At 73.4% G+C, this 25,851-nt stretch carries 15 protein-coding genes; 4 read left to right on the plus strand and 11 right to left on the minus strand.

The features are described from left to right. The first annotated feature begins 68 nt into the window (after positions 1-68). Complete coding sequence (locus ABFX81_RS36100; protein WP_346139287.1) at positions 69-1,655, plus strand: glycosyltransferase family 39 protein; 1,587 nt, start codon at positions 69-71, stop codon at positions 1,653-1,655. Between the two features lie 60 nt (positions 1,656-1,715). Here the strand turns inward: ABFX81_RS36100 and ABFX81_RS36105 are convergent, their stop codons facing one another. Then, positions 1,716-2,204 carry a transcriptional regulator, SarA/Rot family gene (locus ABFX81_RS36105; RefSeq protein ID WP_086850144.1) on the minus strand — a complete coding sequence of 163 codons (489 nt, stop codon included), beginning with the start codon at positions 2,202-2,204 and terminating at the stop codon, positions 1,716-1,718. A gap of 125 nt (positions 2,205-2,329) precedes the next feature. Between ABFX81_RS36105 and ABFX81_RS36110 the strand changes: the two genes are divergently transcribed. Further along, complete coding sequence (locus ABFX81_RS36110; protein ID WP_086850146.1) at positions 2,330-2,743, plus strand: Ohr family peroxiredoxin; 414 nt, start codon at positions 2,330-2,332, stop codon at positions 2,741-2,743. Here the strand turns inward: ABFX81_RS36110 and ABFX81_RS36115 are convergent. The 10 genes from ABFX81_RS36115 to ABFX81_RS36160 all read right to left on the minus strand — a co-directional run bounded on the left by ABFX81_RS36115 (position 2,733) and on the right by ABFX81_RS36160 (position 22,359). Then, positions 2,733-4,001, minus strand: a complete 1,269-nt coding sequence (locus ABFX81_RS36115; RefSeq protein WP_086850166.1) for an RNA-guided endonuclease TnpB family protein — start codon at positions 3,999-4,001, stop codon at positions 2,733-2,735. The two genes, ABFX81_RS36110 and ABFX81_RS36115, sit on opposite strands and share 11 nt — an antisense overlap. A gap of 245 nt (positions 4,002-4,246) precedes the next feature. Beyond that, positions 4,247-5,806: a hypothetical protein gene (locus ABFX81_RS36120; protein ID WP_086850148.1), complete on the minus strand. Its 1,560-nt coding sequence runs from the start codon at positions 5,804-5,806 to the stop codon at positions 4,247-4,249. Between the two features lie 129 nt (positions 5,807-5,935). After that, positions 5,936-7,741 carry an arabinofuranosyltransferase AftB family protein gene (locus tag ABFX81_RS36125; RefSeq protein WP_086850150.1) on the minus strand — a complete coding sequence of 602 codons (1,806 nt, stop codon included), beginning with the start codon at positions 7,739-7,741 and terminating at the stop codon, positions 5,936-5,938. After that, positions 7,738-9,978 carry a CDP-glycerol glycerophosphotransferase family protein gene (locus ABFX81_RS36130; RefSeq protein WP_086850152.1) on the minus strand — a complete coding sequence of 747 codons (2,241 nt, stop codon included), beginning with the start codon at positions 9,976-9,978 and terminating at the stop codon, positions 7,738-7,740. The genes ABFX81_RS36125 and ABFX81_RS36130 overlap by 4 nt, the downstream gene beginning before the upstream one ends. An 8-nt stretch (positions 9,979-9,986) precedes the next feature. Beyond that, positions 9,987-12,188, minus strand: a complete 2,202-nt coding sequence (locus ABFX81_RS36135) for a CDP-glycerol glycerophosphotransferase family protein (protein ID WP_086850154.1) — start codon at positions 12,186-12,188, stop codon at positions 9,987-9,989. A 138-nt stretch (positions 12,189-12,326) separates the two neighbouring features. Then, a complete protein-coding gene (locus ABFX81_RS36140; RefSeq protein ID WP_086850156.1) occupies positions 12,327-14,579 on the minus strand; it encodes a CDP-glycerol glycerophosphotransferase family protein in 2,253 nt (750 codons plus the stop codon). 142 nt (positions 14,580-14,721) lie between these two features. Next, the gene (locus tag ABFX81_RS36145) at positions 14,722-15,582 is read right to left on the minus strand and encodes an ABC transporter permease subunit (RefSeq protein WP_086850158.1); all 861 of its coding nucleotides are present in this window, start codon (positions 15,580-15,582) and stop codon (positions 14,722-14,724) included. Then, complete coding sequence (locus ABFX81_RS36150; protein WP_428837248.1) at positions 15,579-16,925, minus strand: carbohydrate ABC transporter permease; 1,347 nt, start codon at positions 16,923-16,925, stop codon at positions 15,579-15,581. Before ABFX81_RS36150 ends, ABFX81_RS36145 begins: the two co-directional genes overlap by 4 nt. A 4-nt stretch (positions 16,926-16,929) precedes the next feature. Beyond that, a complete protein-coding gene (locus tag ABFX81_RS36155; protein WP_086850162.1) occupies positions 16,930-18,333 on the minus strand; it encodes an extracellular solute-binding protein in 1,404 nt (467 codons plus the stop codon). A gap of 189 nt (positions 18,334-18,522) precedes the next feature. Beyond that, positions 18,523-22,359, minus strand: coding sequence for an FtsK/SpoIIIE domain-containing protein (locus ABFX81_RS36160; RefSeq protein ID WP_346139288.1), 3,837 nt, complete (start codon positions 22,357-22,359; stop codon positions 18,523-18,525). A 380-nt stretch (positions 22,360-22,739) separates the two neighbouring features. Between ABFX81_RS36160 and ABFX81_RS36165 the strand changes: the two genes are divergently transcribed. Both ABFX81_RS36165 and ABFX81_RS36170 read left to right on the plus strand, forming a co-directional pair. Further along, positions 22,740-24,431: a serine/threonine-protein kinase gene (locus tag ABFX81_RS36165; RefSeq protein ID WP_346139248.1), complete on the plus strand. Its 1,692-nt coding sequence runs from the start codon at positions 22,740-22,742 to the stop codon at positions 24,429-24,431. Between the two features lie 122 nt (positions 24,432-24,553). Then, positions 24,554-25,801 carry a protein kinase domain-containing protein gene (locus tag ABFX81_RS36170; RefSeq protein ID WP_086855379.1) on the plus strand — a complete coding sequence of 416 codons (1,248 nt, stop codon included), beginning with the start codon at positions 24,554-24,556 and terminating at the stop codon, positions 25,799-25,801. The last annotated feature ends 50 nt before the right edge of the window (positions 25,802-25,851 follow it).

Raw genomic sequence — 25,851 nt, forward strand, 5'->3', positions numbered from 1 at the left:
CCGTGATGAGCGCACAGTCGAGGGGGAGCGGCCGGTTCGGCCCGGGCGTGGTGCCCGTGGCGGTTCCCATGGCGGTGATGCCGGCGGTCGGCCTCTGGGGCCTGGACCGGGGCGGCATGTGGGGCGACGAGAGCGTCACCTTCCAGGTCGCGCAGCGCACGGTGCCGCAGATCTGGCGGCTGCTGCACGACGTGGACGCCGTGCACGGCCTGTACTACCTGCTCATGCACGCCGTCCTCGCCGTCCACCCGGACGAGGTCGTCCTGCGCCTGCCGTCGCTGTGCGCGGCGGCCGCCACCGCCGGCCTGGTCGCGGCCCTCGGCGTCCGGCTGGCCGGGCCACGGGTCGGCCTGTGGGCCGGTCTCCTCTACGCCATCACGCCGATGACCGGCCACTACGCCCAGGAGGGACGGTCGTACGCGCTCGTCGCGGCGGGCGTGGCGGGGGCGACGCTGCTGCTTCTCAGGGCGGTGGAGGCGGCCACCGCACGGGCCTGGTGGCCGTACGGGACCGTCGCCGCCCTGACCTGTCTGCTGCACGAGCTGGCGGTGCTGGTGCTGTGCGCGCACGCGGCGACGCTGGCCCTCATGCGGGTGCCGAGGAGGGTTTGGTCCGGCTGGGGGCGTGCGGCGGGAGCGGTCGTGCTGCTCCTGCTGCCGCTGGTGTGGGTGTCGCAGGGGCAGTCCGGGCAGGTGGCGTGGCTGGTGACGCCCGGCTGGGACAAGGCCGAGAGGCTGGTGCGGCACTTCTCTCCCGGGCCGGCCGGGGTGGTCTTCTGTGGCTCGCTGCTGCTGGTGGCCGTCGGGCTCCGTACGCGGCGACTGGCGGCGGTCGCGCTCCCGCTGCTGCTCGTGCCGCCGGGGATCCTGATGACGGTGTCGCAGGTGCGGCCGCTGTTCCACGAGCGGTACGTGCTCTACTCCCTGGCCGGGGCGTCCCTGCTGGTCGCCGCCGGAGCCGGGCGGGTGGCCGGAGTGCTGGGGCGGCTGCGGTTCGACGGGCGCCGGGTACGGGTCGGCGGCCGGCAGGTGCACGCCCTGCTGGGCGTCACCGGCGTCCTCGCCCTCACCGTCACCTTCGTCCACCACCTCCCCGTCCACCGCCAGGACCGGTCCGCCGCACACCGCCCCGACAACCTCGCCGTCGTCTCCGCGCTCGCCCTCCGCCAGATGCGCCCCGGCGACCCGGTGCTGTTCGTGCCGTCGGTCGGGAGGCTCGCCGCGCTGGCCTACCCCAAGGGGTTCCGGCAGGTCCGGGACATCGCGCTGCGGGAGTCGGCGCCCCGGTCCGGGACGCTGTGGGGCCGTGAGGCGAACCCCGGGGACCTGCGGCACAGGCTCGCCTCGGTGGACCGCGTCTGGGTCGTCGCCGAGGCGTACGCGCTGGACCCGCGCTGGTCTCCGCGCGACCCGGCCGAGCGCACGAAACTGGCCGTCCTGGCGGAGGAGTTCACGGTCCGGGAGGAACACGCCCGGGACGGGGTGACCCTCCGCCTCCACGTACGGAGGGCACCGGCGGACGCGCCTGCCACCGACGAGCCGTCCACCGGGGTGGCGACCGCCGGTGAGCCGTTCCCCATGCGCCGTGGCAGCTCGGGGTTTCGTGTCGAGCGCCGGCCGTCGGTGGTTGATCGCGCAGTTCACCGCGCCCCTTGATGCCCGACGTACCGGCCGCCGATGAGCCGCCCGGCGCGTCCACCGCGCCCCCCGCCTCCGCTACGACCGCTCGTCTCCCGGCGCACCACCCTGCGGCTCCGCCAGCGCGGCCGCGTCCAGTGCCGTGGTGAGTTCGTCGACGCGGGCGCGCAGGGCGCGGATCTCGTCCGGGCCGAAGCCCGTCGAGGCGGCGATCCGGCGCGGTACCTGAAGCGCCCGCCGCCGCATCGCCACGCCCTCCTCGGTCAGCCGCACCTCCACCGACCGCTCGTCGCGCGCGCTGCGCTCCCGGCGCACGAGCCCTGCCGCCTCCAGCCGCTTGAGCAGCGGCGACAGCGTGCCGGAGTCGAGGCGCAGATGTTCCCCGAGCTTCTTCACGGGCAGCTCGTCGTGCTCCCAGAGCACCAGCATCACCAGGTACTGCGGGTACGTGAGCCCGAGGTCCTTGAGGATCCCGCGGTAGACGCCGTTGAAGGCGCGGGATGCCGCGTGCAGGGAGAAGCAGATCTGCTGGTCCAGGCGGAGCCAGTCGTCGTCCGGCGTGTTCATGCCTCCAGGATAGCTCGTGCCCACCATTCAATTGCGTGCAACTTAATTGTGTGCTCTAATTCTGGGTGTCAGGCGGCCCCGGAAGAGGGCCGCCGAACGTTGACGTGTGAGAGGGAAGGTTTTCCATGGACGCGCTCTACACCGCTGTCGCCACCGCCACCCACGGCCGCGACGGCCGCGCCGTCAGCTCCGACGGCGTGCTGGACCTCGCGCTGGGCGTACCCCAGGCGATGGGCGGCAACGGCCAGGGCACCAACCCCGAGCAGCTCTTCGCCGCCGGGTACGCCGCCTGCTTCGGCAGCGCCCTCGGCCTCGTCGGCCGCCAGGCCAAGGTCGACGTCAGCGACGCCGCCGTGACCGCCGAGGTCTCCATAGGCAAGCAGGGCGAGGGCTTCGGGCTCGCCGTCATCCTCCGCGTGGAGCTCCCCGGCAGCGTGGACGAGGCGACCGGCCGCAAGCTGGTCGAGCAGGCCCACCAGGTCTGCCCGTACTCCAACGCCACCCGGGGCAACATCGAGGTCGACCTCGTCATCGATTGACGTGCTCCCTGGCCTGGAGGCCAGAGATTTCGGCCTGGGTCGTCTGACCCTTCCGGGGGCTTCCTGCTTCACCGCGCTGGGCGGGCACGTGTGCCCGTCTTACCGGCGCTCCACAGGCGTTTAGTGTCTCCGCCCGTCCGGCGGCGACGATACGGCGTCCTTCGAAGAGGACGTTGCGGGCTGCGTTGTGATCACGGTCGTGCACCGTGCCGCACGCGCCGCACGTCCACTTCCGAACGTGCAGCGGCTTGGGACCGTCCCGGAAGCCGCAGAACGAACAGACCTGCGAGGACGGGAAAGCACGGTCCACCTTGGCGAAAGTGCGGCCGTGCTTGACCGCCTTGTACTCCAGCATGCCGACGAACGCAGACCATCCCGCGTCGTGCACGGACTTGGCGAGCCGGGTGCGGCCGAGACCGGACACCGCGAGGTCTTCCACATACACCGCTTGGTTATCGCGAATGATCTGCGTGGAAGCCTTGTGGTGCCAGTCCCGGCGCCGGTTGGCCACCTTGGCGTGCTGGCGTGCGACCTTGAGGCGGGCCTTGGCCCGGTTCTTCGACCCCTTGACCTTGCGGGACAGCTCCCGCCCAAGGCGCCTGAGCTTCTTCTCTGCCCTGCGCAGGAAACGAGGGCTGTCAATCTTCCGCCCGTCGGACAGGACAGCGAAGGCGGACAACCCCAGGTCGATCCCGGCATCGGTCTCGACCTCGGGGAGGATGTCCGGCTCGGTGTCCACGACGAAACTGAGGAAGTACCGGCCGCAGCTGTCCTTGGTAACGGTCACGGAAGTGGGCACGGCCGGCAACCGGCGGGACCACTTGACCTTGAGGTTGCCGACCTTGGCCACATACACCGCGCCGTCGCCCTGTAAGGAGAAGGCGCTGGTGGTGAGGCGGATGGACTGCCGGGTGTCCTTCTTCGACTTGTAGCGGGGCGGCCCGACCTTCCGGCCCTGCCGCTTGCCCTTAAGACTGTCGAAGAAGTTCTTGTAGGCGGTGTCCAAGTCACGCAGGGACTGCTGCAGGGCGACCGCTGACACGTCGGCCAGCCAGGCCCGTTCCTCGGTGCGCTTGGCCTCGGTGATGCGCAGCCGGGACAACTCCACCGACTTTACAAACGGCAGCCCCGCCGCATGCGCTTCCCTGCGGTCGCGCAGGCAGTCGTTCCACACCACACGGGCACACCCGAACGCCCTGCCAAGCGCACGGCGCTGCTGGGCATCCGGGTAGGCCCGGTAGTTGTAGCGGAGCTGCATATCGATCACCGTATGGATGCTTCGTGGCCGCTCGCAGTGAAAGATCACATCCAACCGGAATTGCACACGATGTGAGCAAGTGTGTTCGAGTCGATCGCGCCGGAGCGGCGTCGCAGGTCGAGATGCTGACGCACTGCGAAGAGATCATGCACGGGGTAAGCGAGGACTCGGAGGCGGAGCACTAAGCGTTCCACGGCCCCGCCCGCCGCCCGTGGTCGCCTGCAAGAAGCCCAGCAAACCGAGCGTCACTCCCCGACCCGCGCCAGCACCTCCCCCGTCCGTCTGCTCCACGCCACCACCACGGCCTCCTCGGGTACCGGGTGCCAGCGCGTCAGCAGCAGCCAGCGCACGTGATAGCGGCGGACGACGGCGGCACGCTCGGCGCGGGTCGCGTCGGGGGCCAGATAGGCGCGGACGTCGGCCTCCCGGCGTTCGCGCTCCCGCTCGTCCAGGGCCGGGTCGGGCCAGATCGGCGCGGCGAGGTTCGGCCCGTACCCGGCGATGGAGTGGCCGGCCAGATACCCGTCGGTGATCACCACCTCGCCCGGCCTGATGTGCCGCGCCGCCCAGTCGTACGACGGCCAGCGCGTCGGCTGCGTGAACCCCACCGGGTCGACCGAGCGCGGCACGACCGCCCCGGCGTGCACGGTGACGAACCCGACGCACACCCCGGCCGCCGCCGCCCCGCCCAGCACCCTCCGGGCCCGCCGCCACGGCCGGGGCGCCGCCAGCTCCACCGCCGACGCGAACTGGAGCGGCACCAGCACGGCCCACAGAGCCCGGGCGTACGTGTAGTGCCCGCTCACCCAGCCGTACGCCACCAGCAGGCACTGAAGCAGGAACATCAGCACCAGCGGGTCACGCACCGACCTGCGGGCCCGCACCCACAGCGCGGGCAGGCCGAGCAGCGCCAGCCAGGAGTTGGCGAGCATCCCCTCGTACAGCCGCCGGTGCATCGCGTCCATGCCGGTGTCGCCCACCAGCGACAGGACGTCGTAGTACGGCCACGACACGGCGACCACCGCGCAGGACCCACCGGCGAGCGCCCAGCGCGCCACGACCGGCCGGCGCCGGCCCCGTTGCCGCGACGCCACGATCGCCACCGCCCCGATGAGCGCCGAGGCCGCCGTGACGGGGTGGGTGAGCAGGATCAGCCCGTACAGAGCGCCGATCCCGGCATAGCCCCACCAGCCGCCGAGCCCGCTGGGACCGACGAACCGCACGGACGGGGCGTCCTCACGCGCGCGCACGCAGGTCCAGGCCCAGGCCCAGAACGTCAGCCCGATCGCGACCGCGGACGGATAGCCCAGATTCGTCGTCATCGACATCAGCCCGAGGTAGCCGCTCCACAGGATCCGCGCGGTGCCCCACAGCAGCGTCATGAACAGCAGCGCCAGGACCGGTGCCCACGGGCGGGGGGTGAGGGCCCGGACGAAACGGCCGACCCCGGTCAGCAGCACCAGCAGGTGCACCGGCCCGGCGAGCTTCACGACCGCCCAGCCGGACAGCCCCGTCAGCCGCGCCAGGACGCCCTGGGCGACGGCGTACGGCCCGTAGTACGGGCTGCCCTCGCCCGGCAGATCGGCCATGGTGTGGGCCGGATGCAGCAGATCGGCCTTGAGCCGCTCGACGACCGCCGCGTGCTGTCCGGCGTCGCAGCACAGCGGGACCCGCCAGAACGCCAGCGTCATCACCAGCCAGAACAGGGCGCCGAAGAGCTGGTACGGCGTCAGCCGCCCCACACGGCCGCCGCGCAGCGCCGTCGCGCCGCGCACGGTCCGCCGGACGAGGACTCCGGCGCTCACAGGACTGCGGGGAAGGAGAGGGACTGGGGCATGCGCCGAATGTTCCCGCCCGTGCCGGAGCCCTGACCCCGGGTCACTTCATCGGGTGAGGCGGCTACACCCACCTGCCGACGCACCCACCTGCCGCCGTCAGTCGCACAGTGCCCGCTCCGCCGCGACCGGCCAGCGTGCGAACCGGAACCGCGTCCGCTCGAATGCCCCCGTGAGGTTCCGCACGAACCGCTCGGCGGTCAGCGGCGCGCGCACCGACTCCTTCAGCTCGGCCAGCTCGCCGCAGCCCAGCGCGGCCCGGGCCGCCTCGACCGCCTCCCGCGAGGCCCCGGCCCGCAGCAGGTCGCGCTGCGGCGGGTGTTCCACCGCCCACTCCGCGAAGACCCAGTGGTTGCGCAGGAACTTCTCGTGCCCGGGCCAGCTCCAGCGCTCCAGCGCGAGGTGCGCGCCGACGGGACTGGCCAGCCCCCAGGCGTCGTTGACATAGGCGTCGAGCGGCGCCGCGGCTCCCGTGACACCGAGATGACGTCCCACGATCACCACGTGGTACGGGGAGTCCTCCCGCATCGGCGTGGCGTGCAGCCGGCGCCCGGCGTCGAAGTACAGCAGCGTCGGCCGGGGCGCCCGCGCGGCCCGAGCCAGCATGCCCCGCCCCTCCGGCAGGGACGGCCAGTTGTCCACCCAGGTGGCGGTGCGCACCGGGTTGTGGTCGCCGAGGCCCTCCACGTCGGAGCTGCGCACGTTGAAGGAGCCGGGCGTGCTGCGCACGTCGAACGGTGCCCGCAGCGGGCTGACCGCAGCGCCCAGCCACACCAGCAGCAGCGCGCTCGCGACCCCCGTGAACCTGGTCGCGGGAACGATCAGGACCGGCAGGAGCAGCAGCAGGAGGGCGGGCAGGATCATGCGGGCGTGCATGTAGTCGCCGCCGACGCGGACGACGTACCCGGCGAGCAGCGCACCCGCCACGAGCGGCGCCAGCAGCACCGCGAGAGAGGCACGCCCCGGGGCGCGGTCCCGCCGTTCCCGGCGGACGCGCCGCACGAGGAGGACGGCCAGGGCGGCGAGCACGGGCACGACGGGCCACAGCCAGTAGGGCCCGAGTGTCTCCTGCACATAGCCGGCGCCCCGGCCCCAGTCGCTGGCGCTCGCCTCCTTGGCGATGGCGGGCAGCGGCACCAGGATCCCGTAGTACCCGGCCCGGAACACCTCGTACGCCAGCGGCAGCGCCACCGCCGAGGCCAGCATCGCCGCGGTGCCCCGCCGGGACGGGCGCAGCACCCACCACTGCGCCGCCAGGAAGCACGCCGTGACCACCGCCAGATCGGGCCGGACCAGCGGCCCCAGTCCGAACACGAAGGCGGCGGCGCAGGTCACCCGGGCCTCCTGACCGCGCCGGGTGCCCGTCAGCAGCCACCAGGACAGGCCGGTCCAGCAGGCGCCGAGGCCGCTCTCCAGTCCCGAGGTCATGTACGACCAGAACGGGGGCACGGCCAGCAGCACGAACACACCGGCCGGGAGCAGCGGCCCCGCGCCCCGGTGCAGCCGGCACGTGGCGATCAGGGCGAGCGCGAATCCGGCCGTGCTCAGCAGCAGCCCCAGCCCGACGGCGAGGAACGCCGGGTCCTCGCCGGTGACCCAGGTGCCGAGCGCGAGCAGCCACTGCCACAGGGTGCCGGTCGAACTCTCCGCCCGTTCCCCCACGTTGAACACGGGCCCGTTGCCCGCCAGGATCTGCCGGACCGGACGCAGGTAGATCAGCCCGTCGTCGCAGATCCAGCGCCGCCGGTAGCCCAGCACGAACAGGGCCGCGGTCGGTACGGCGACCAGTGCCGCGTGCCACCAGTGCACCGGCCGCAGCCGCTCCACGACGGCCGGGGGCCGTGCCGAGGAGGCGCGCTGGCCGGGCAGGGAGGGAACGGCCTCGGGGCCGGCGGGAGTTCTCATCGCTCGACCAGCGCCTCGGGCCGGGCACGCAGCCCCGGGGTCCGGCGGGCCGCGGGCAGCAGCGCACCGCTCCGCTCGCCCAGCATCAGCACGCGTACGACGCGTTCGGCGGCCTGCCCGTCCTCGAACTCGCAGTACCGCTCCCTGAATCCCGCCCGCAGCCGTGCCGACTCCGCGTCCTGCCAGGTGCCGGACGCGAACAGCCAGGCCAGTTCCCGGTACGAGCGCGACACGTGTCCGGGAGCGTCGGCCGTGATGTCGAAGTAGGCGCCCCGGCTCGCCGTGAACGCGCCCCAGTCGTCGGCGTGCACCACGACCGGCCGGTCGAGGAGGACGTAGTCGAACATCAGGGCGGAGTAGTCGGTGACCAGCGCGTCGGAGGCGAGCAGCACGTCCTCGACGTGCGCCTCGTCCGTCGCGTCCACCACCACCCCCCGCCGGTGCAGGTCGGCAAGGCCCAGGCCGCGCGCCACGCCCTGGGCCAGCGACGGGTGCAGACGGACGACGAGCGTGTGGCCGGGGCCGAGGTCCGCGGCGAACCGGGCCAGGTCGAACCGGTCCATGTGGCCGCCCCGCCGGTAGTCGCGGCGGGTCGGCGCGTACAGCACGGCCGTGTGGTCGGCGGGGATGCCTAGCCGCTCGCGCACGGCCAGGCCCCGCTCCGGGCCGGCGCCGACGAGCACGTCGTTGCGGGGGCTGCCGGTCCGCAGCGAGGTGAAGTGGCAGGGGTAGGCCCGCTCCCAGGCCCGCTCGGCGTGCCGCCCGGCGACCAGGCTGTAGTCCCAGCGGTCGGCGCGGCGCAGCATCTGCGGCACGTCGAAGCCGTGCCGGGCGCCCGGCTTGGTCAGCAGGTCCGCGCCCATGTATTTGAGCGGGGTGCCCTGGTGGGTGTGGATGTGGACGCTGCCGGGCCGTTTGGACAGGGTGCCGGGCCAGTTGACGTTGTTCACCCAGTACGTGGCCCGCGCCATGACCTCGTGGTAGCGCCGCGAGCCCGGCGTGACGTGGTCGATGCCGGGCGGCAGCGCGTCCACCGCGTCGTCCCTGACCACCCACACGCCCCGGATGTGCGGGGCGAGCTCGCGCGCCTTGGCGTGGATCGCGGCCGGGTCGCCGGACACGCCCCGGTGGTGGGTCGCCGAGTAGACGGCGAGATGCGGATCGAGCGGCCGCTTCGACTGGGCCCGGTACCAGGTGCGCACGGCGACGTCCGACGCCTTCCGCGCCACCCGCCGCTGCCCGCCCAGGGCCGCCGCGCGCAGGTCCCGCAGGCTCCGCACCGCCGCGTACGACGCGTAGGGCGCCGACGCCACGAGCCGCATCTCGACCCCGCGCCAGCCGTCCGGCTCCGGGAAGCCGCCCTCGGGGAGGTGACGGCGGTGGAAGGAGCGGATCTCGCGGTAGAAGTCGCCCCGGTCCGCGGGCCGTACCCGGTCCTCCCTGGCCAGCACGAACAGCATGTGGTCCAGGGCCCGTTCCAGCAGCGGCGGCCGCGCCCAGTCGAGGTCGGGGCGCTGCTCCAGGAACGCGAACAGGCCCTCGTACTGCGGGAAGATGTCGAAGTGCCGGCGCCCCGGCGTCTTGGTGATCGCGCCCTGCCTGCGCTGCCGGTACTCCACCCCGATCCGGTCCAGGCAGGCGATCCGCTCCGCCAGCACCATCGACCGGTAGGTGACCGGCGCGTCCTCGTACAGCCCCGGCGCGTACCGAAGACCGTGCTCCTGGAAGAAGGACCGGCGGTACGCCTTGTTCCAGGCGACCAGGAAGAGGTTCAGGTACTGCGGGCTCTCCCGGATGCCGAAGGTGTCCGTGCCCGCCGCGGCCAGCAGGTCCGCCGCCTCACTGTGCCCGCCCCGGCCCCACCAGTGGGTGCGCACGTGGTCGAAGACCAGGATGTCCGGGTCGCCCGTCATCTCCAGGCGCGCGGCGACGGCCGCCAGCAGGCCCGGCGTGTAGTGGTCGTCGCTGTCGAGGAACAGGACGTAGTCGCCGGCCGCCTGTTCCAGGCCGGCGTTGCGGGCCCGGCCCAGGCCGACGTTCTCGGGCAGGTGCAGCACCCGCACCCGGGCGTCGCGGGCCGCGTACTCGTCGAGGATCGCACCGCTGCCGTCCGGCGAGCGGTCGTCCACGGCGATCACCTCGAAGTCGCCGTACGACTGGCCGAGCACCGAGTCGAGACACTCGCGCAGGAAACCCTGCACCTTGAAGACGGGGACGATGATGCTGAAGCGGGGCACTTCTTCGGTCAGCTCCTTACGAGGGTGGCGGCGGCGGGGGCCGGGACGCGCTCCGCGAGCGGGATCAGGGGCGGGATCGACTCGGGCGGTTCCCCCAGCAGCACCCGGCGTACGACGCGCTCGGCGGCCCGCCCGTCGTCGAACTGGCAGAAGCGCTCCCGGAACGCGGCGCGCAGGGCCGTGGCGGACTCGTCCGCCCAGCCGCCGTCGCGGAAGACGGCCGCCAGTTCCTCGGGTGTACGGGCGACCCGGCCGGGCGGGGACTCCATCAGGTCGAAGTAGACGCCCCGGACCTCGCGGTAGACCTCCCAGTCGTCGGCGTACACGACGATCGGCCGGTCCAGGTTGGCGTAGTCGAACATGATCGACGAGTAGTCGGTGATCAGCGCGTCGGCGGCCAGGCACACGTCCTCCGAGGAGCGGTGCCCGGTGACGTCGATGATCCGGCCGCCGCCCCGGCTCGACCCCTGGTCGTAGAAGTAGTGGGCGCGCAGCAGCACCACGTAGTCGTCGCCGATCGCCTCGCAGAACTCCGCCAGGTCCAGGCCCGACGCGAAGCCGGTGGCGTAGTCGCGGTGCGTGGGCGCGTAGAGCAGGGCCTTCTTGCCGTCGGGGACGCCCAGCTCCTTGCGGGCGCGGGCGACGTCCTCGGCGGACGCCGTGCAGTAGACGTCGTTGCGCGGATAGCCGTACTCGAGGGTCTCGTGCGCGCCGGGGAACGCCTTCTCCCACATCTCGGTGGAGTGGCGGTTGGAGGTGAGGTTGTAGTCCCAGCGGTCGACCCGGGCCAGCAGTCTGGCGAAGCTCCCGGTCGCCGCGGCCACCACGGGGTACGTCGCCTGGTCGGCGCCCATCTTCTTCAGCGGTGTGCCGTGCTGCGTCTGGAGGTGCACGCTGCCGGGGCGTTTGACGACGGCGTCCGCGAAGTTGGCGTTGTTGACGAGGTACTTGGCGCGCGCCAGCACCCGCCAGTACTTCCGGCTGCCGATCACCGCGTACTCCACGTCCTTCGGCACGCTGTCCACCGCGTCGGGCTCCACCAGGAACACCGAGCGGATGTGCGGGGCGAGTTCGCGGGCCTTGGCGTGGATCGCGGCCGGGTTGCAGGCGTAGCCGCGGCCCCAGTACGCGCAGTACACGGCGAGGTTCTCGTCGAGGGGGAGGCGCAGGTCCGCCGCGTAGCGCAGGCGGGTGCGCAGTCCCCGGGGGTGCGGGAGCAGCGCGGCGGCCCGCGCGGCCCTCTGGTTGGCGGCGCGCAGGGCGCGGAACGCCGCGTACGACCCGGCCGCCAGCAGCCGGTGCTGGACGCCGAGGCTGCCGCCGGGCGGCTGGTAGCCCGCGGGGCGGTGCCGCCGGTAGAGCGTGCTCGCCCGGCGGAAGAAGGCGCGCCGTCCGGCCGGCAGCCGCCGGGGATGGGCGGCCGTCTTCAGCACGGCGGCGAAGAGCTGCTCGAACAGCGGCTTCAGCCGGTCCGTCGGCAGCCCCTGCTCCACGGCCCGCGTCAGCACCAGCTCGGTCTGGTCGAGCAGCTCGGCGTGGTGTTCCCCGGGCAGGTTGAGACGGTTGCCCTGCCGGCGCAGCAGATGCCGGACGACGACCGCGCGCAGGGCCGCCACCCGCTCCGCCCGTAGAGTGACCAGACCGCCGAACCCGGTGTCGGTGAAGTGGTCCCCGGGGAAGGCGAGGCCCTGCTCGGTGAGGAAGCCCCGGCGGTAGGCCGCGCTCCACGCCGGCAGCGCCACGCCCGTCAGCCGCGGGGCCCGGTCGGGGGAGAAGGCCCCGTCCGGCGTCCCGGCCAGCAGGGGCGCGGCCGGGTTGGCCGGCTCGCCCTCCCACCAGGGGGTGCGCTCGTGCTCGAAGTGCAGGACGTCGACGTCGCCGACCGCGCCCAGCCGGGCGTCCAGCGCCGCCAGCGCCCCCGGGACCAGGGTGTCGTCCCCGTCGAGGAACAGCACATGGCCGCCGACCGCCGACCGCAGCCCGGTGTTGCGCGCCCCGGCCAGACCGGCCGACGGCGGTGAGTGCACCGGCGTCACCCGGGAGTCCCGCTCGGCGTACCCGGCGACGACGTCCGCCGCGGGTGAGTCGGGCGCGTCGCACACCGGGATCAGCTCGAAGTCGCCGAACGACTGGGTGAGGATCGAGTCCAGCGCCTGGGACAGCCGGCCCGCGACCCCATGGGACGGGACGACGATGCTGAAGCGGGGCATTCTGCTCTTTCTGTCGAGGGGCGAGGGTCTTCGGAAGCGGGGCGTCCCGGCCGCCCGGACGGGCGCCAGGAGGACGGCCGGGACGGGGTCGGCCGCGACGGGCTGGAGGGCATACGGACTCCCACCTGAGAACCGGGTTCAGAGGCTGTCGACGACGAGGGCCGGCTGCGGCACCGTGGCGAGCGGCTCGCGCACCAGCGAGGCCGCCGCCGACGGCACCGGCCGGCGTTCGTCGAGCGGCACGACCGGCGGCAGCTCCGACTCCCCGAGGACGACCCGGCGGACGACCCGCTCGGCGGCCCGGCCGTCGTCGTACGTGCAGAACCGCTCCCGGAACGCCGAGCGCAGCTGGGCCGACCGGGAGCCGCGCCAGTGGCCGGTGGCGAAGATGTCGATCAGCTCGTCCTCGCCGCGCGCGACCGCGCCAGGAGGGAAGGAGCGCAGGTCGAAGTAGGTACCGCGGGCCGCCTCGTACGCCTCCCAGTCGTCGGCGTGGATCACGATCGGCCGGTCCAGGTTGGCGTAGTCGAACATCAGCGACGAGTAGTCCGTGACCAGGGCGTCCGAGGCCAGGCACAGGGACTCCACGCTCGGGTGGTCGCTGACGTCGACGACCCGGCCGCAGGTGCTGGTCAGCGGGGCACCGTAGGCGTGGTGGGCGCGGGCCAGCACGAGGAAGCGCGGGCCCAGGCGGCGCACGATGCGCTGGAGGTCGAGGGCGTGGCGCTGGGAGCGTCGGTAGTCGCGGTGGGTCGGCGCGTAGAGGATCGCCACCGTGCCTTGCGGGATGCCGAGCGAGGCGCGCAGCCGGGCCACGTCCGCTTCGGTCGCCGTGCGGAACACGTCGTTGCGGGGGTAGCCGTACTCCAGCGTGGTGTAGCGCCCGGGGTGGACGCGCTCGTGGGTGAGGGTGGTGTGGCGGTTGGCGGACAGCACGTAGTCCCACTGGTCGACGCCCTTGAGCAGCCGGGCGAAGTCCCTGCCCCGGGCCGCCGCCGGGCGTTCCTGGAGGTCGAGGCCGATGTGCCCCAGCGGGGTGCCCTGCCCGGTCTGGATCATGGTCTGGCCCCGGCGCTTGACCAGGCGGTGGTCGAATGCGGTGTTGCTGACCAGGTAGGCGGAGCGGGCCAGTGCCGTCCAGTAGGCGGCCGTGCCGGGGACGAGGCGGCGCGGGCCCGGCGGGATGGTGTGGTGGTGCTCGGGACGGGCGATCCACGCCGTGCGGATGTGCGGCGCGAGATCGCGGAAGGCGGACTCCAGCGCGCCCGGGTTGCAGCTGTGGCCGCGGCCGTCGTAGGCGGCGAAGACGGCCCGGTCGGCGCGCAGCGGGAGACAGCGCTGGACGCGGTAGTGGAGCCTGAGCGCGGCGGACCGCAGACCGCGCAGCAGCTTCCCGGTGGTCTGCGCGACGCCGCGGTGCAGGGCCGACACCAGCTGGAGTGTGCGGTACGTGCGGTGCAGGCCGAAGCGGATCAGGGCGTGCTGCACCCGGGCGCGCAGGGGGACGGGGGCGCCCCGGGTGCGGTAGCGGCGGTAGTGGGCGCGGGCCCGGCGCATGAAGTCCGCGCGTGAGCCGGGGGGCAGCCGGTCCCGCCGGGAGTACACGATCGCCAGGTGATGGACCATGCGGCGGAACAGCACCGGCCGCCAGCGGGCCAGCTCGGGGCGCTCCTCCAGGAACGCGAACAGCCGGTCGTACTGCTCGAAGACGTCGAAGTGCCGCTCGCTGGTGGTGCGCAGGATGCTGCCCTGCCGCCGCTGCCGGTAGTGCACGCAGACGCGGTCCAGGGTCGCGATCGACTCCGCGGTCATCAGCACCGGGTACGTCCACGGCGTGTCCTCGTAGTACCCGGGCGGGAAGGCGAACCCCTTCTCCTCGACGAACTCCCGCCGGTAGACCTTGTTCCAGGCGACCATCAGCAGCCTCAGCAGGCCGGGCCGGTCCTCCAGGCGGAACGGGGCCGGGCCCTGCTCGGTGAGCTGGAGGGCCGCCTGGTTGCGGATCGCCTCCCCCGTCCAGTAGGTGCGCGCGTAGTCGAAGACCAGGACGTCCGGATCGCCCGTCTCCTTCAGCCGGTCCGCGATCGAGCGCAGCGCGTCGGGTGTGAGGGTGTCGTCGCTGTCGAGGAACAGCAGGTAGTCCCCGCTCGCGTGGGAAACACCGGCGTTTCTCGCGGGGCCCAGGCCGACGTTCTCGGGCAGGTGGACGGGGTGGACGCGCGCGTCGCGGGCGGCGAACTCGTCGATGATCGCGCCGCACGCGTCCGGGGAGCAGTCGTCGACGACGATCAGTTCCAGATCGGGACAGGACTGGGAGAGCACCGATTCGAGGCACTCGTGCAGGTACGCCTGAACCTGGTACGCGGGGACAATGACACTGAACCTGGGCAAGAGGCCATCCATCGGTCGGCGCGGGCGTTCGGCCCGGGAACGGCCGGTGGGGCGAGTTGGTTACGGCGGCTACGGCATCCGGGGGAACGCGCGAGGGGCGGACCGTTACCGGCCCGCCCCTCCAACTACCGTGCGCCGTAGGCTACTTGACGGCTCCCGCCATCACGCCGGACACGAACTGCCGCTGGAACGCGAAGAAGACGGCCAGCGGGATCACCATCGAGATGAACGCGCCGGGTGCCAGCACGTCGATGTTGTTGCCGAACTGCCGTACCTGCGTCTGGAGTGCGACCGTGATCGGCTGGCTCCCGGAGTCCGAGAAGATCAGCGCGACCAGCAAGTCGTTCCACACCCACAGGAACTGGAAGATGCCGAGGGCCGCGATCGCCGGGGCGCCGAGCGGCATCACGACACGGAAGAACAGGCGCAGTTCACCCGCCCCGTCCAGGCGTGCCGCCTCCAGCAGCTCCCGCGGGATCTCCGCGAAGAAGTTCCGCAGCAGGAACACCGCGAAGGGCAGGCCGAAGCCGACGTGGAAGAGCACCACGCCGATCACCGAGCCGAAGATGCCGATGTTGCCGAAGAGTTCGGCGATCGGGATCAGCGCGACCTGCACCGGCACCACCAACAGGCCGACCACGCCCAGGAACCACCAGTCACGCCCCGGGAACTCCATCCAGGCGAAGGCGTAACCCGCCAGCGAGCCGATGATCACGACCAGCAGGGTCGCCGGGACGGTGATCCACACCGTGTTGGCCAGGCTGCTGGTGATGTCTTCGTTCTCCAGCAGCTTGGCGTAGCTGTCGAACGTGATCTGCGACGGCTCGGTGAACACGTTCCACCAGCCGCTCGCCGCGATGTCCTCGGGCGAGCGGAGGCTGGCCAGCAGCAGACCGATCGTCGGCACCAGCCAGAACAGGCCGACGACGATGAGGAACACCCGCACCAGTCCGCCGCTGACCCCCTCGGCCAGCCGGGACCCCAGCGACTGCTTCGCCTTCATCGCCGCACCTCCCGCCTCAGCCGACGCACGTTGAACCACATCACCGGGATCACGAGCAGCAGCAGGAACACCGAGATGGCGCTGGCGATGCCCGGCTGGTCCTCGGAGAAGCCCTTGCGGTACAGCTCCAGGGCCAGGACGTTCGCGTCGTCCTGGGAGGAGCCGGGGGCGATGATGAAGACCAGGTCGAAGACCTTCAGCACGTTGATCATCAGAGTGACGGCGACGACCGCGAGGACCGGCGCCAGCAGCGGCACCGTGACCCGTCTGAACACCTGCCACTCACTCGCGCCGTCGACCCGGGCGGCCTCCAGCAGTTCACGGGGCACGCTCGCGAGCCCGGCCGCGATCAGCACCATCGCGAAGCCCGCCCACATCCAGATGTACGCGCCGATGATGGACGGGGTGACCAGGGACGGGCCGAGCCAGTCCAGGCCGTTGTACGGCTCCTTGAAGTTGCTGTTGGGGAGCCGGAGTTGGGCCCCGTCGGCCGAGGCCGGCAGCGTGAAGGTGCCGTCGTCCGCTGCCGTCGCCGACGCCACCACCCTGCCGTCCTTCACGGCCTCGATCCTCATGCCGGCATAGCCCAGTTCGGACGAGTCGATCCGGTTGAGCGTCCCCACGCCCTCGCCCCGCGTGAAGTCCTGCCAGGTCGTCCCGGTGACCTTGTCCGGCTCGGGCTTCGGCGCCACCGCCGGCTTCGCGCCGTCCGGCATCAGGTCCGGCGCGACACCCACCAGGGGCAGCGAGACGGTCTCGCCCGTGCGGACGGGCGACTTGGTGATGAAGGCGCCCCCGCCCGCCGGCTCCAGCGGCGACTGACGGCCCGGGTGGGCCTTCGGGAACGCCGACGACTGGGCGAAGGTGTCGTGCACGCCGACCCACACCGCGTTCGCGACGCCCTTGTCCGGGTCCTGGTCGTACACCAGGCGGAAGATGATGCCCGCCGCCAGCATGGAGATCGCCATCGGCATGAAGACGACCAGCTTGAAGGCCGTGCCCCAGCGCACCCGTTCGGTCAGCACCGCGAAGATCAGGCCGAGCGCCGTCGCGACCGTCGGCGCGAACACCACCCAGATGATGTTGTTCTTCAGCGCGGTGCGGATGCCCTCGTCGGTGAAGAGGGCCTTGTAGTTGTCGATCCCGGCGAAGCCGTCGCCGGACTGGTCGTAGAAGCTGCGGACCACCGAGTACCCGATCGGGTACACCACGAGCGCGCCGAGCAGGACGAGCGCGGGCAGCAGGAACAGCGCCGCGACGGTCCTGCGGGTGCCGGTCACACTCTTGCGCGACTTGCCAACGGCAGGGGGCTTGACGCCCCCTGCCGCCGTGGCCGACGGCATGCCGTCAGCCTCCGTAGGCCGCGGCCGCTTCGGCCTCCAGCTTCGCTTGCGTACCCGCGACGTCCTTCGGGTTCTTCAGGAAGTCCTGGAGGATCTTCCACTCGCCCTTGCCGGGCGTGCCGCCGAAGGCCTGCGGGGCCTGGTCGGACATGTCGAAGCGGAAGTCGTCACCGGCGTCGATGAGCGCCTTGGCGATCCTCTGCTGCACCGCGTTCGGGTACGCGGAGTTCGGCACGTTCTTGTTCGGCGAGAGGTAGCCGCCCAGCTTGGCCTGGATCTGTGCCGCGTCGGGCGAGGCGAGCCAGGTGGCCAGGGCCTGCGCGCCCTTCGAGTCCTGAAGGATCACGGCCGCGTCGCCGCCCGAGACCACCGGCCCGTTGTCACCGACCGCCGGGAACGGGAACACCTTCGCGTCCGTGCCGACCTTCATGGTCGTGGGGATGTTGACCTGCGCGAAGTCGCCCGCGGCGACCATGGCCGCCTTGGGCTGGTCCCCGCCGGTGAAGACCTGCGTGACGGAGGCCGGGAAGTCGGTCTGCAACGCCCCGGTCGCGACGTAGTCGGCCTTGCCCCAGACCTGCGCGAGCGTGGTCAGCGCGTCCTTCACGGACGGGTCCGTCCACTTGATCTCGTGCTTGGCCAGCTGGTCGTACTTCTCCGGCCCGGCCTGGGAGAGGTAGACGTTCTCGAACCAGTCGGTCAGCGTCCAGCCCTCGGCGCCGCCGACGGAGAACGGTGTGACGCCGGAGTCGTAGACCGTCTGTGCCGTCTTCAGCAGATCCGGCCAGGTCTCGGGCTCACTCGCCCCGGCGTTCTCGAAGACCTGGTTGTTGTACCAGATGAGGGACTTGTTGGCGGCCTTGTAGTAGACGCCGTACTGCTTGCCGCCCACCTTGCCGATGTCCTGCCAGCCCTGCGAGTAGTTCTCGCCGAGCTCCTTCTGCGCCTCCGTACCGATGGGCTTGGCCCAGCCCCGGTCGACGGCCTGCTTGATGGCGCCCGGCTGCGGCAGCATCGCGATGTCCGGCGGCTGCCCGCCGGCCACCTTCGAGCCGATGAAGTTGATGATCGGGTCCTGCGCGGGCACGAACGTGACCTTGGCGCCCGTGCGCTTCTCGAACTCCGCCAGGACCTTCTTGAAGTTGGCCTGCTCGGCGCCGGTCCACACGGCGGCGATCTCCAGGCTCGTCCCGTCCAGCTTCGGAAGAGTGACGTTGTTGGCGGTCTCCTCGGTGTTGCCCTGGGTTCCGCTGTTTCCGTCGTCGTCGCCTCCGCAGGCGGTGAGCGAGAGCGCGAGCGCTCCCGCGGCGACGGCGGCCGCGGCCTTGGCGGCTCTGCGGTGGTGGGGGGTCGCCTTGTCCGGCTTCGGCGACCAGCGTGTCCGGATGGTGCTGCTCGTCATGCGCATGACTGCCCCGTTCTTCGTTCCATCGTCGAACGTCGAGCGCGCTCCCGTGCGATCTGGTCTACGCCCGGGTGTGCGGGGGCGGCAAGATGGCGTCGGCTGTCAAGCGGGGGATCGTGACCCCCTCGTGACCAGGGACTCGTCCCTGAGCAACGGACGGGGTCGGCATCCAGCCAGTGCCACGGACGAGTGCTACAGAAGTGACGGCACCTGCGCCGCCGCGACCTCCCGCGCCGCCCTTTCCAGCGCGCTGGCCAACAGTGCCAGGTCGGTCGGGCCGTTTCCGAGTTCCCGCACCGGACGCCGGGCAGGAGGGTCACCCATGCGGTGCCATTCCAGGGGTACGACCGTGGGCCGGAGCGTCGCCGTCCGGGGGATACGGCCGGTGACCCGCCCGCCCTGGAACGGCGTGATCCGCCCGTCCGCACAGACGAGGCGGCCACGGCCCGGAGCGGGCTCGTCCGGGCCCGGTGCCGGGGCGTCGAGGGTGACGCGGAGCGTGGCCCGGCGCGCCGGTTCCGTCTCCGCCGTACGGGCGCACGGGCCGGTGGCCGCCACCAGGTGGACGCCCAGCCGCTCGCCCTCCCGGGCCACGGCCTCCAGCGCGCGCATCACCGATCCGGCCGCGGGCCGTCCGGTCGAGCCGAGGGCGGGCGAGACCAGCGCGTCCAGGTCGTCCACGACCACGACGAGCCGGGGCAGCGGCGGCGCCGCCTCCGTCTGCCGCCGGGCTGCTCGGGGCCGCAGCCGCATGGTCGAACTGGGCGGAGAGTCGAGATCCCCGGCCCCGGCGGCGTTCCCCGCACCGGCCCCGTCCTGGGCGCCGCCCCGGGCCGTCGCCGTGCGCTGGGCGACCATACGGCCCGACAGCTCCCGCCCGGTGTGCCACTCGGCGAAGTCGGACCGCCCCAGCAGCTCGGCGCGCCGCTTCAGCTCGGCGCTCAGGGACTGCGCGAACTCGCGCATCCGGACCGGGTCGTGGGCCGTGAGGTACGTGGTGACATGCGGGACGTCCGTACACACGCGCAGTCCCTCGCCGGCCCCGCCGCCCGCACCGGGGCCGCCCCGGCCGTCGACCAGCACGATGCCCAGCCGGTCGGGCCGCTCGGCGGCGGCCAGGGACGCGACGACCGCCCGCAGCAGCTCCGTACGGCCGCTGCCCGGCGGGCCCTCGATCAGCAGATGCGGTCCCTGGGCCGCGAGGTCCGCGCAGACCGGGCCGCGCGGCCCGGCGCCCAGCACCGCGCGCACCCGCCCGCCCAGCGCCTCGGTGTCGTCGGCCGCGTCCGCCCAGCGCGCCATGAGCGACGCCGGGGTGGCGCGGGCCAGACCCAGCTCGTCCAGCAGCCGGGCCGCCTGGGGCAGGGGCGCGGACACGCGCGGCTGCCGCTCGTTCGTCGCGCCGTCCGTACACAGCGGCGCCAGCGCCCGCGCGAACCGCTCGGCCCACGCGGGGGAGACGGCGTCGACGGTGGCGATGGTGCCGTGGCCCACGGGCCCGACAGGTCCGGCGGCGCCGCCGACCCGGGCCACGCGCATCAGCCGCAGCGCCGTCGCCACGTCCCCGCTGAGCAGAGCGATCGCACCGCACTGCCGGAACGTCGGCGACGCCGCGCAGGCCGCCTCGTAGGTCTCCGTCACGGGCGAGGCGGGGGAGGCGGCCGCCGTCTCGGCCAGACAGACGACGTGGATCCCGGCCCTGGGGCCTTCCAGCGCCAGCCGCGCCACGGCCTCACGCAGGTCGGCTCCGCCGGGGTCACCGTCCACGACGAGGACGGTGTAGGGGCCGGGGAAGTCGGGTTCCGGGTCGGGGAGGGGAGTGTCGTCCCGGGCCCAGGAGGGGCGGCGGGGCACTGGACCGGCGGTGCTTGTCGCCGGGCTGTCGCCGCCCTGGGCGTCGGGGCCCGGTGCGTTGCCGCTCGGGCCGTCGGTCTCCTGGGCTCTGGTGAACCGCACGTTGCCCAGCAGCCCGGCGGTCCCTGCGGCACCGCCTCCCGCGTCCGCCAGCTGGTCATCCAGGCGGCGGAGGAGCTCGTCCGTGCGGGCGGCGGCCTGTTCCCGGTCGTAGGCGAGCAGCAGGCGGCAGTCCTGCCCGTGCCCCGGGCGGACATGCGGCAGCCAGCCCAGCCAGCCCCACTCGGCGGTGCGCTCCTCCAAGGGGCGGGAGCGGTCCGCGGCGATCAGGACGATCTCCAGGGTGTCGGAGGAGTGCAGCGCGGTGAGCTGCGCCAGCACGGCACGGGCCAGCCCGGCGAGCCGTGCCCGGGGCCCGGCCAGTCCCAGTGCGCCGACCTCGCGCAGCCCGGAGGTCACCGGCACGGCGGGCAGCAGGCCCGAGCCGTCCGGCGCCGCACGGTCAGCCGTGCCGAGGCGTACCGCGAGCGCCTCCGGGTGGCCCGGGCCGCGCTCCCACAGCCGGGACCCCGGCCCCAGCGCCGTCAGCAGCAGCGTGGCCGGATCCGGCCAGGTCTCCGGCGCCGCCGGCCCGACGGGGGAGCGCTCCACCGCCACTTCGGCCGGCTCGTCCTCGTACGTGCCGCCCGCGGCCGGCCCCTGCTCGCCACGCCCTCCGGCCAACCGTCGCGCCCACGCCCCGAGGCCACGCCTGCGCGTCCCCGGCGGAACATCGGTGCCCCGGAGGGGAGTGCCCTTGCGCCCGCGACCGGACCGATCGTCCGCGGCCTCCGCCGGGGAGACCGGGCCGGCGCCGACAGGAACTGTCGGGTGGGGGGCCGTCTGGCCCCCGGCCCGGGCATGAGGGACTGCGCCGTCCGCTGGTCCGGCGCCCTGGCCGGAACCGTCCGCACGCCCGTCACCGAACGCCCCGCCCGGAGCCCCGGCCCCGGAGCGTCCCGCGTGCGTGTCCCCGGCACCGGGCCCGCCCTGCGTCGCACCGCGCTGCCGCGGAGCCCGGACGACGGGCCCCGAGTCCTCCTGGCCGCGGTCTATGCCCGACCCCAGTTCACCGGCAGCGGCCTGGAACCCGCCCTGCGCGGTCCCCGGCCCGCCCCCGGCAGTCGGCCGCGGAGCCTCCGCGGGCGCACCCGCACCCCTGCTCTCGACCCGAGGCGCCCCACCCTGCTCCGGCACCACCGCGGAGTCCCCGGAACCGTGCCCCGCGGTGCCCGGCACGCCCCAGGCAGCCGAGCCGTAAGCATGATGGGTCGTCCCGGAAGGAACGGCGGGACCGGGAGGAACGGCGGGACCGGAAGGAACGGCGGGACCGGAAGCACCGGAAGCGCCAGAAGCCCCGGCAGATACGGAACGCCCGGCAGATCCGGGCCCGGCAGGCCCCTGAGCACCAGCAGGGCCGACAGGCCCGGCAGGGATCGGTTCCGACGCGCGCGCGTCCGCCCCCGAGGCGCCGACAGGCCCGGGTACGCGCACGTGCCCCTCCCCGTCCGGCGTCGTGTCCACCCGGCCGCCCGGCCCCCCGGCGGGAGCCAGCCGCAGCGCCGATTCACCGATCCGCAGCAGCGCCCCCGGCGCGAAACGGACCGCCCGGCCGGCCACCCGCGCGCCGTCCAGCGTCGTGCCGTTCGTGGAGTCGAGGTCGGCGACCGAGACGCGGCCGTCGGGGCTCACCGTCACCGCGCAGTGCAGCCGGGAGACGTCCGGGTCGTCGAGCGGTACGTCGGCGTCGGCGGAGCGGCCGATGCGGATCTCGCCGCCGTGCAGGAGGTGGACGCCGCCTGCGTCGGGCCCGGCGACCACCTGGAGCTGGGCCGGGGCGTCGTCCAGCTCGGGATGCGGCTCCGGCTCGCCCGGCGCGCCCGCGGACAGCACGGCACCGTCGGTCAGCGGGGGCTCGCCGAGCGTGCAGCGCTGGGCGTCGAGCCGCTGCTCCCCGGCGTACAGCACCGGGGAGCCCGAGCCGTCACCGCCGAGGACCACCTGGGCGAGCGCCGAGGACACCGCCGCGAGTGCCGTCCCGGCGGGCGCGGTGACCAGCACGTCGCAGCGCGCGGCGCGGTCCCGGGCCGGAGCCGCCAGGCCCAGCGGGTCTACGACGGTCAGCCGGATCTGCATCGCCGTCAGCGGTCCCTTCTGCCCGGGCGCGGAGTCCCCCACCCCGCCCCAGCACGTCGGCCAGTACTGACACGCATCCTCGCACCTGCCACTGACAGCGCGCCCCTTGCTCCGGAACAAGTGATCTTGATTGGTCGGCTCTGCCCGCAAAAGTGCCTGAGAGATGACCCACTCGCGATCACTTGAGATCGGTCACGCTCACTCTCGGCAACCACGAGACCGAGGTGAGCGTCTTTCCTTCGAACGCGTGCGAGATTCGAACGCGTGCGAGAACAGATACGTAAGACCCACAGAATGACGACACCCCGGTCCCCGGCGGCACGGCACTACAGTGGGTCGGACAGGCCAGCAGGCAAGGCAAGCACCAGGGAGCGCATGACGTGCGGCCGGTAGGCAGCAAGTACCTGCTCGAGGAGCCGCTCGGACGCGGCGCCACGGGCACCGTCTGGCGAGCCCGCCAGCGCGAGACCGCGGGCGCCGAGGCGGCCGTGCCGGGACAGCCCGGCGAGACGGTCGCCATCAAGGTCCTCAAGGAAGAGCTGGCCAGTGACGCGGACATCGTCATGCGGTTCCTCCGGGAGCGCTCCGTCCTGCTCCGGCTGACCCACCCGAACATCGTCCGGGTCCGTGACCTGGTCGTCGAGGGCGAGTTGCTGGCGCTGGTCATGGACCTCGTCGAGGGCCCCGACCTGCACCGCTACCTGCGTGAGAACGGGCCCTTCAGCCCCGTCGCCGCGGCCCTGCTCACCGCCCAGATCGCCGACGCGCTCGCCGCCAGCCACGCCGACGGCGTGGTCCACCGCGACCTCAAGCCGGCGAACGTCCTGCTCCAGCAGTACGACGGGCAGATGCACCCGCTGCTCACCGACTTCGGCATCGCCCGCCTGGCCGACTCCCCGGGCCTGACCCGAACCCAGGAGTTCGTCGGGACGCCCGCCTACGTCGCGCCCGAGTCCGCCGAGGGCCGCCCGCAGACCTCCGCCGTCGACATCTACGGCGCCGGCATCCTGCTGTACGAGCTGGTCACCGGCCGCCCGCCGTTCGCCGGCGGCTCCGCCCTGGAGGTGCTGCACCAGCACCTGAGCGCCGAGCCGCGCCGCCCCTCCACGGTCCCCGACCCGCTGTGGACGGTCATCGAGCGCTGTCTGCGCAAGAACCCGGACGAGCGGCCCAGCGCCGTGAACCTCGCCCGCGGTCTGCGCGTCGTCGCCGAGGGCATCGGGGTGCACGCGAACTCCGCGCAGATCGCCGCCGCCGAGGGCGTCGGCGCGCTCCTGGTGCCCGACCCGGCGCCCGCGCCCGTGCCGGACATGTCAGGCGCGGCCGACCCCACCCAGGTCCTCCCGCAGGGCGCCGGCTCCTACGACCCGAACGCCGCGACCAGCGTCATGCCGCACACCGGCGGCCCGGCCGGCGCCGCCGACCCCACGGCCGTCCTCCCCAACCGGGGCGCGGCCGACCCGACCGCCGTCATGCCGCCGGTCCCGCCGGGCTCGCCCGGCCACCCCGGTCAGCAGGGCCAGCAGGGCGGACCCGAGGACCCGCACCCGTGGCAGAACCAGCTGCGAGCGGCCCGCGACCGCAACGAACAGACGCAGGTCCAGTACCTCGACCCCAACGAGGACCCGCTGCGCCGCCGCCCCCAGCGCCAGGTCGCCCGGCCCCAGCAGCCCCCGCAGCGCGGCCGGCAGCCCCAGCCCGGACCCGGCTACGGCCATCCGCAGCAGCAGCCCCAGCAGTACGCCCCACAGCCCCAGCGGCCCCAGCCGCCGCAGCGTTATGCCCCGCCCGCCCCGCCGCAGCAGCCCCAGCAGCCGCAGCGGCCCCAGCGCGAGCCCCGGCAGCCGCGGCAGCGCAGCGCCAACCGGATGCGGATCCCCGGGCTCGGCTGCCTGAAGGGCTGTCTCTTCACGATCGTCATCCTGTTCGTGGCCGGCTGGCTCATCTGGGAGCTGAGCCCGCTCCAGGAGTGGATCGGCACCGGCAAGGGCTACTGGGACCAGCTCACCGACTGGTTCAACACCGTGACCGGCTGGTTCGAGAAGCTCGGGAGCAGTTCCGGCACGAACTGACCGGAACCGCCCTACGGGGTTGGTGATTTGTCGACACCTGGCGGGTGATTTCTGCCTCGGCAGTGAAGGTTGGCTCTCCGGGCGCGTAGTTTTAGCGACAACACGCGTCGGTAGGAGCAGCCTTGGCACGGAAGATCGGCAGCCGGTACACCGCCCACCAGATCCTGGGGCGGGGCAGCGCCGGCACGGTGTGGCTGGGTGAGGGTCCCGAGGGCCCCGTCGCCATCAAGCTGCTGCGCGAGGACCTCGCCTCCGACCAGGAGCTCGTCGGGCGCTTCGTGCAGGAGCGGACGGCGCTGCTCGGCCTGGAGCACCCGCACGTGGTGTCGGTGCGCGACCTGGTCGTGGACGGCAACGACCTCGCGCTGGTCATGGACCTCGTGCGGGGCACCGACCTGCGGACCCGGCTGGAGCGGGACCGGCGCCTCGCGCCGGAGGCGGCCGTCGCGATCTCGGCCGACATCGCCGACGGGCTGGCGGCCGCGCACGCCGCGGGTGTCGTGCACCGGGACGTGAAGCCGGAGAACGTCCTCCTGGACATGCAGGGCCCGCTCGGCCCCGGCGGCTCCCACCGCGCGCTGCTGACCGACTTCGGCGTGGCGAAACTCATCGACACCCCGCGCCGCACCAAGGCCACGAAGATCATCGGCACGCCGGACTACCTCGCCCCGGAGATCGTCGAGGGCCTGCCGCCCCGCGCCTCCGTCGACATCTACGCGCTCGCCACGGTCCTCTACGAGCTGCTGGCCGGCTTCACCCCGTTCGGCGGCGGCCACCCGGGCGCGGTCCTGCGCCGGCACGTCACGGAGACGGTCGTCCCGCTGCCCGGCATCCCGGACGAGCTGTGGCAGCTGCTCGTGCAGTGCCTGGCCAAGGCGCCGGCCTCGCGGCTGCGGGCCTCGGAGCTCGGCGCCCGGCTGCGGGAGCTGCTGCCGATGCTGGCGGGCATGCCGCCACTGGAGGTGGACGAGCCGGACACGGAGGCCGCCGAGGAGGCGGACCGGGAGGAGCAGCCCGCCGGACCGGCACCGGCCGGGGAGAGAGTCCGGAGGCGGGGCGCGGTCCCCCTGGTGCCGGGCGCCAAACCGGCCGACTCCAACCGGGACACCCACACCTCGATGCGCGTCCCGGCCCCCGACGAACTGGCCGGCGGCGCCCACGGCACGGCCCGGGCCCCGCGCGCGTCGGGCACGCCCCGGCCGGGCTCGGCCCGCAACCGTGCCATCGCCCGGCGCCGCCGCGTGGCCCTGGGCGTGGCCGCGGTCGTCCTGGCGGCGGCGGCCGGCATCGGGGCGTGGATGTCCACATCGGGCGACGACGCGAGCACCCCGCCCCAGGACACGAAGAACTCGGCCCCGCAGTCCCCCTGACCGCCCCGAGCTCGGCCCTGTTTCCCCCTGGCGCCTCCCGCAGGACGGCC

It is taken from the genome of Streptomyces coeruleofuscus (assembly GCF_039532725.1).
GTDB lineage: Bacteria > Actinomycetota > Actinomycetes > Streptomycetales > Streptomycetaceae > Streptomyces > Streptomyces coeruleofuscus.

Coding starts and splice junctions, on each gene's coding strand:
- ABFX81_RS36145 (WP_086850158.1), bottom strand. CDS start 15,582: ATGAAGGCGAAGCAGTCGCTGGGGTCCCGGCTGGCCGAGGGGGTCAGC.
- ABFX81_RS36160 (WP_346139288.1), bottom strand. CDS start 22,359: ATGCAGATCCGGCTGACCGTCGTAGACCCGCTGGGCCTGGCGGCTCCG.
- ABFX81_RS36155 (WP_086850162.1), bottom strand. CDS start 18,333: ATGCGCATGACGAGCAGCACCATCCGGACACGCTGGTCGCCGAAGCCG.
- ABFX81_RS36125 (WP_086850150.1), bottom strand. CDS start 7,741: ATGAGAACTCCCGCCGGCCCCGAGGCCGTTCCCTCCCTGCCCGGCCAG.
- ABFX81_RS36110 (WP_086850146.1), top strand. CDS start 2,330: ATGGACGCGCTCTACACCGCTGTCGCCACCGCCACCCACGGCCGCGAC.
- ABFX81_RS36105 (WP_086850144.1), bottom strand. CDS start 2,204: ATGAACACGCCGGACGACGACTGGCTCCGCCTGGACCAGCAGATCTGC.
- ABFX81_RS36115 (WP_086850166.1), bottom strand. CDS start 4,001: ATGCAGCTCCGCTACAACTACCGGGCCTACCCGGATGCCCAGCAGCGC.
- ABFX81_RS36150 (WP_428837248.1), bottom strand. CDS start 16,925: ATGCCGTCGGCCACGGCGGCAGGGGGCGTCAAGCCCCCTGCCGTTGGC.
- ABFX81_RS36135 (WP_086850154.1), bottom strand. CDS start 12,188: ATGCCCCGCTTCAGCATCGTCGTCCCGTCCCATGGGGTCGCGGGCCGG.
- ABFX81_RS36100 (WP_346139287.1), top strand. CDS start 69: ATGGCGGTGATGCCGGCGGTCGGCCTCTGGGGCCTGGACCGGGGCGGC.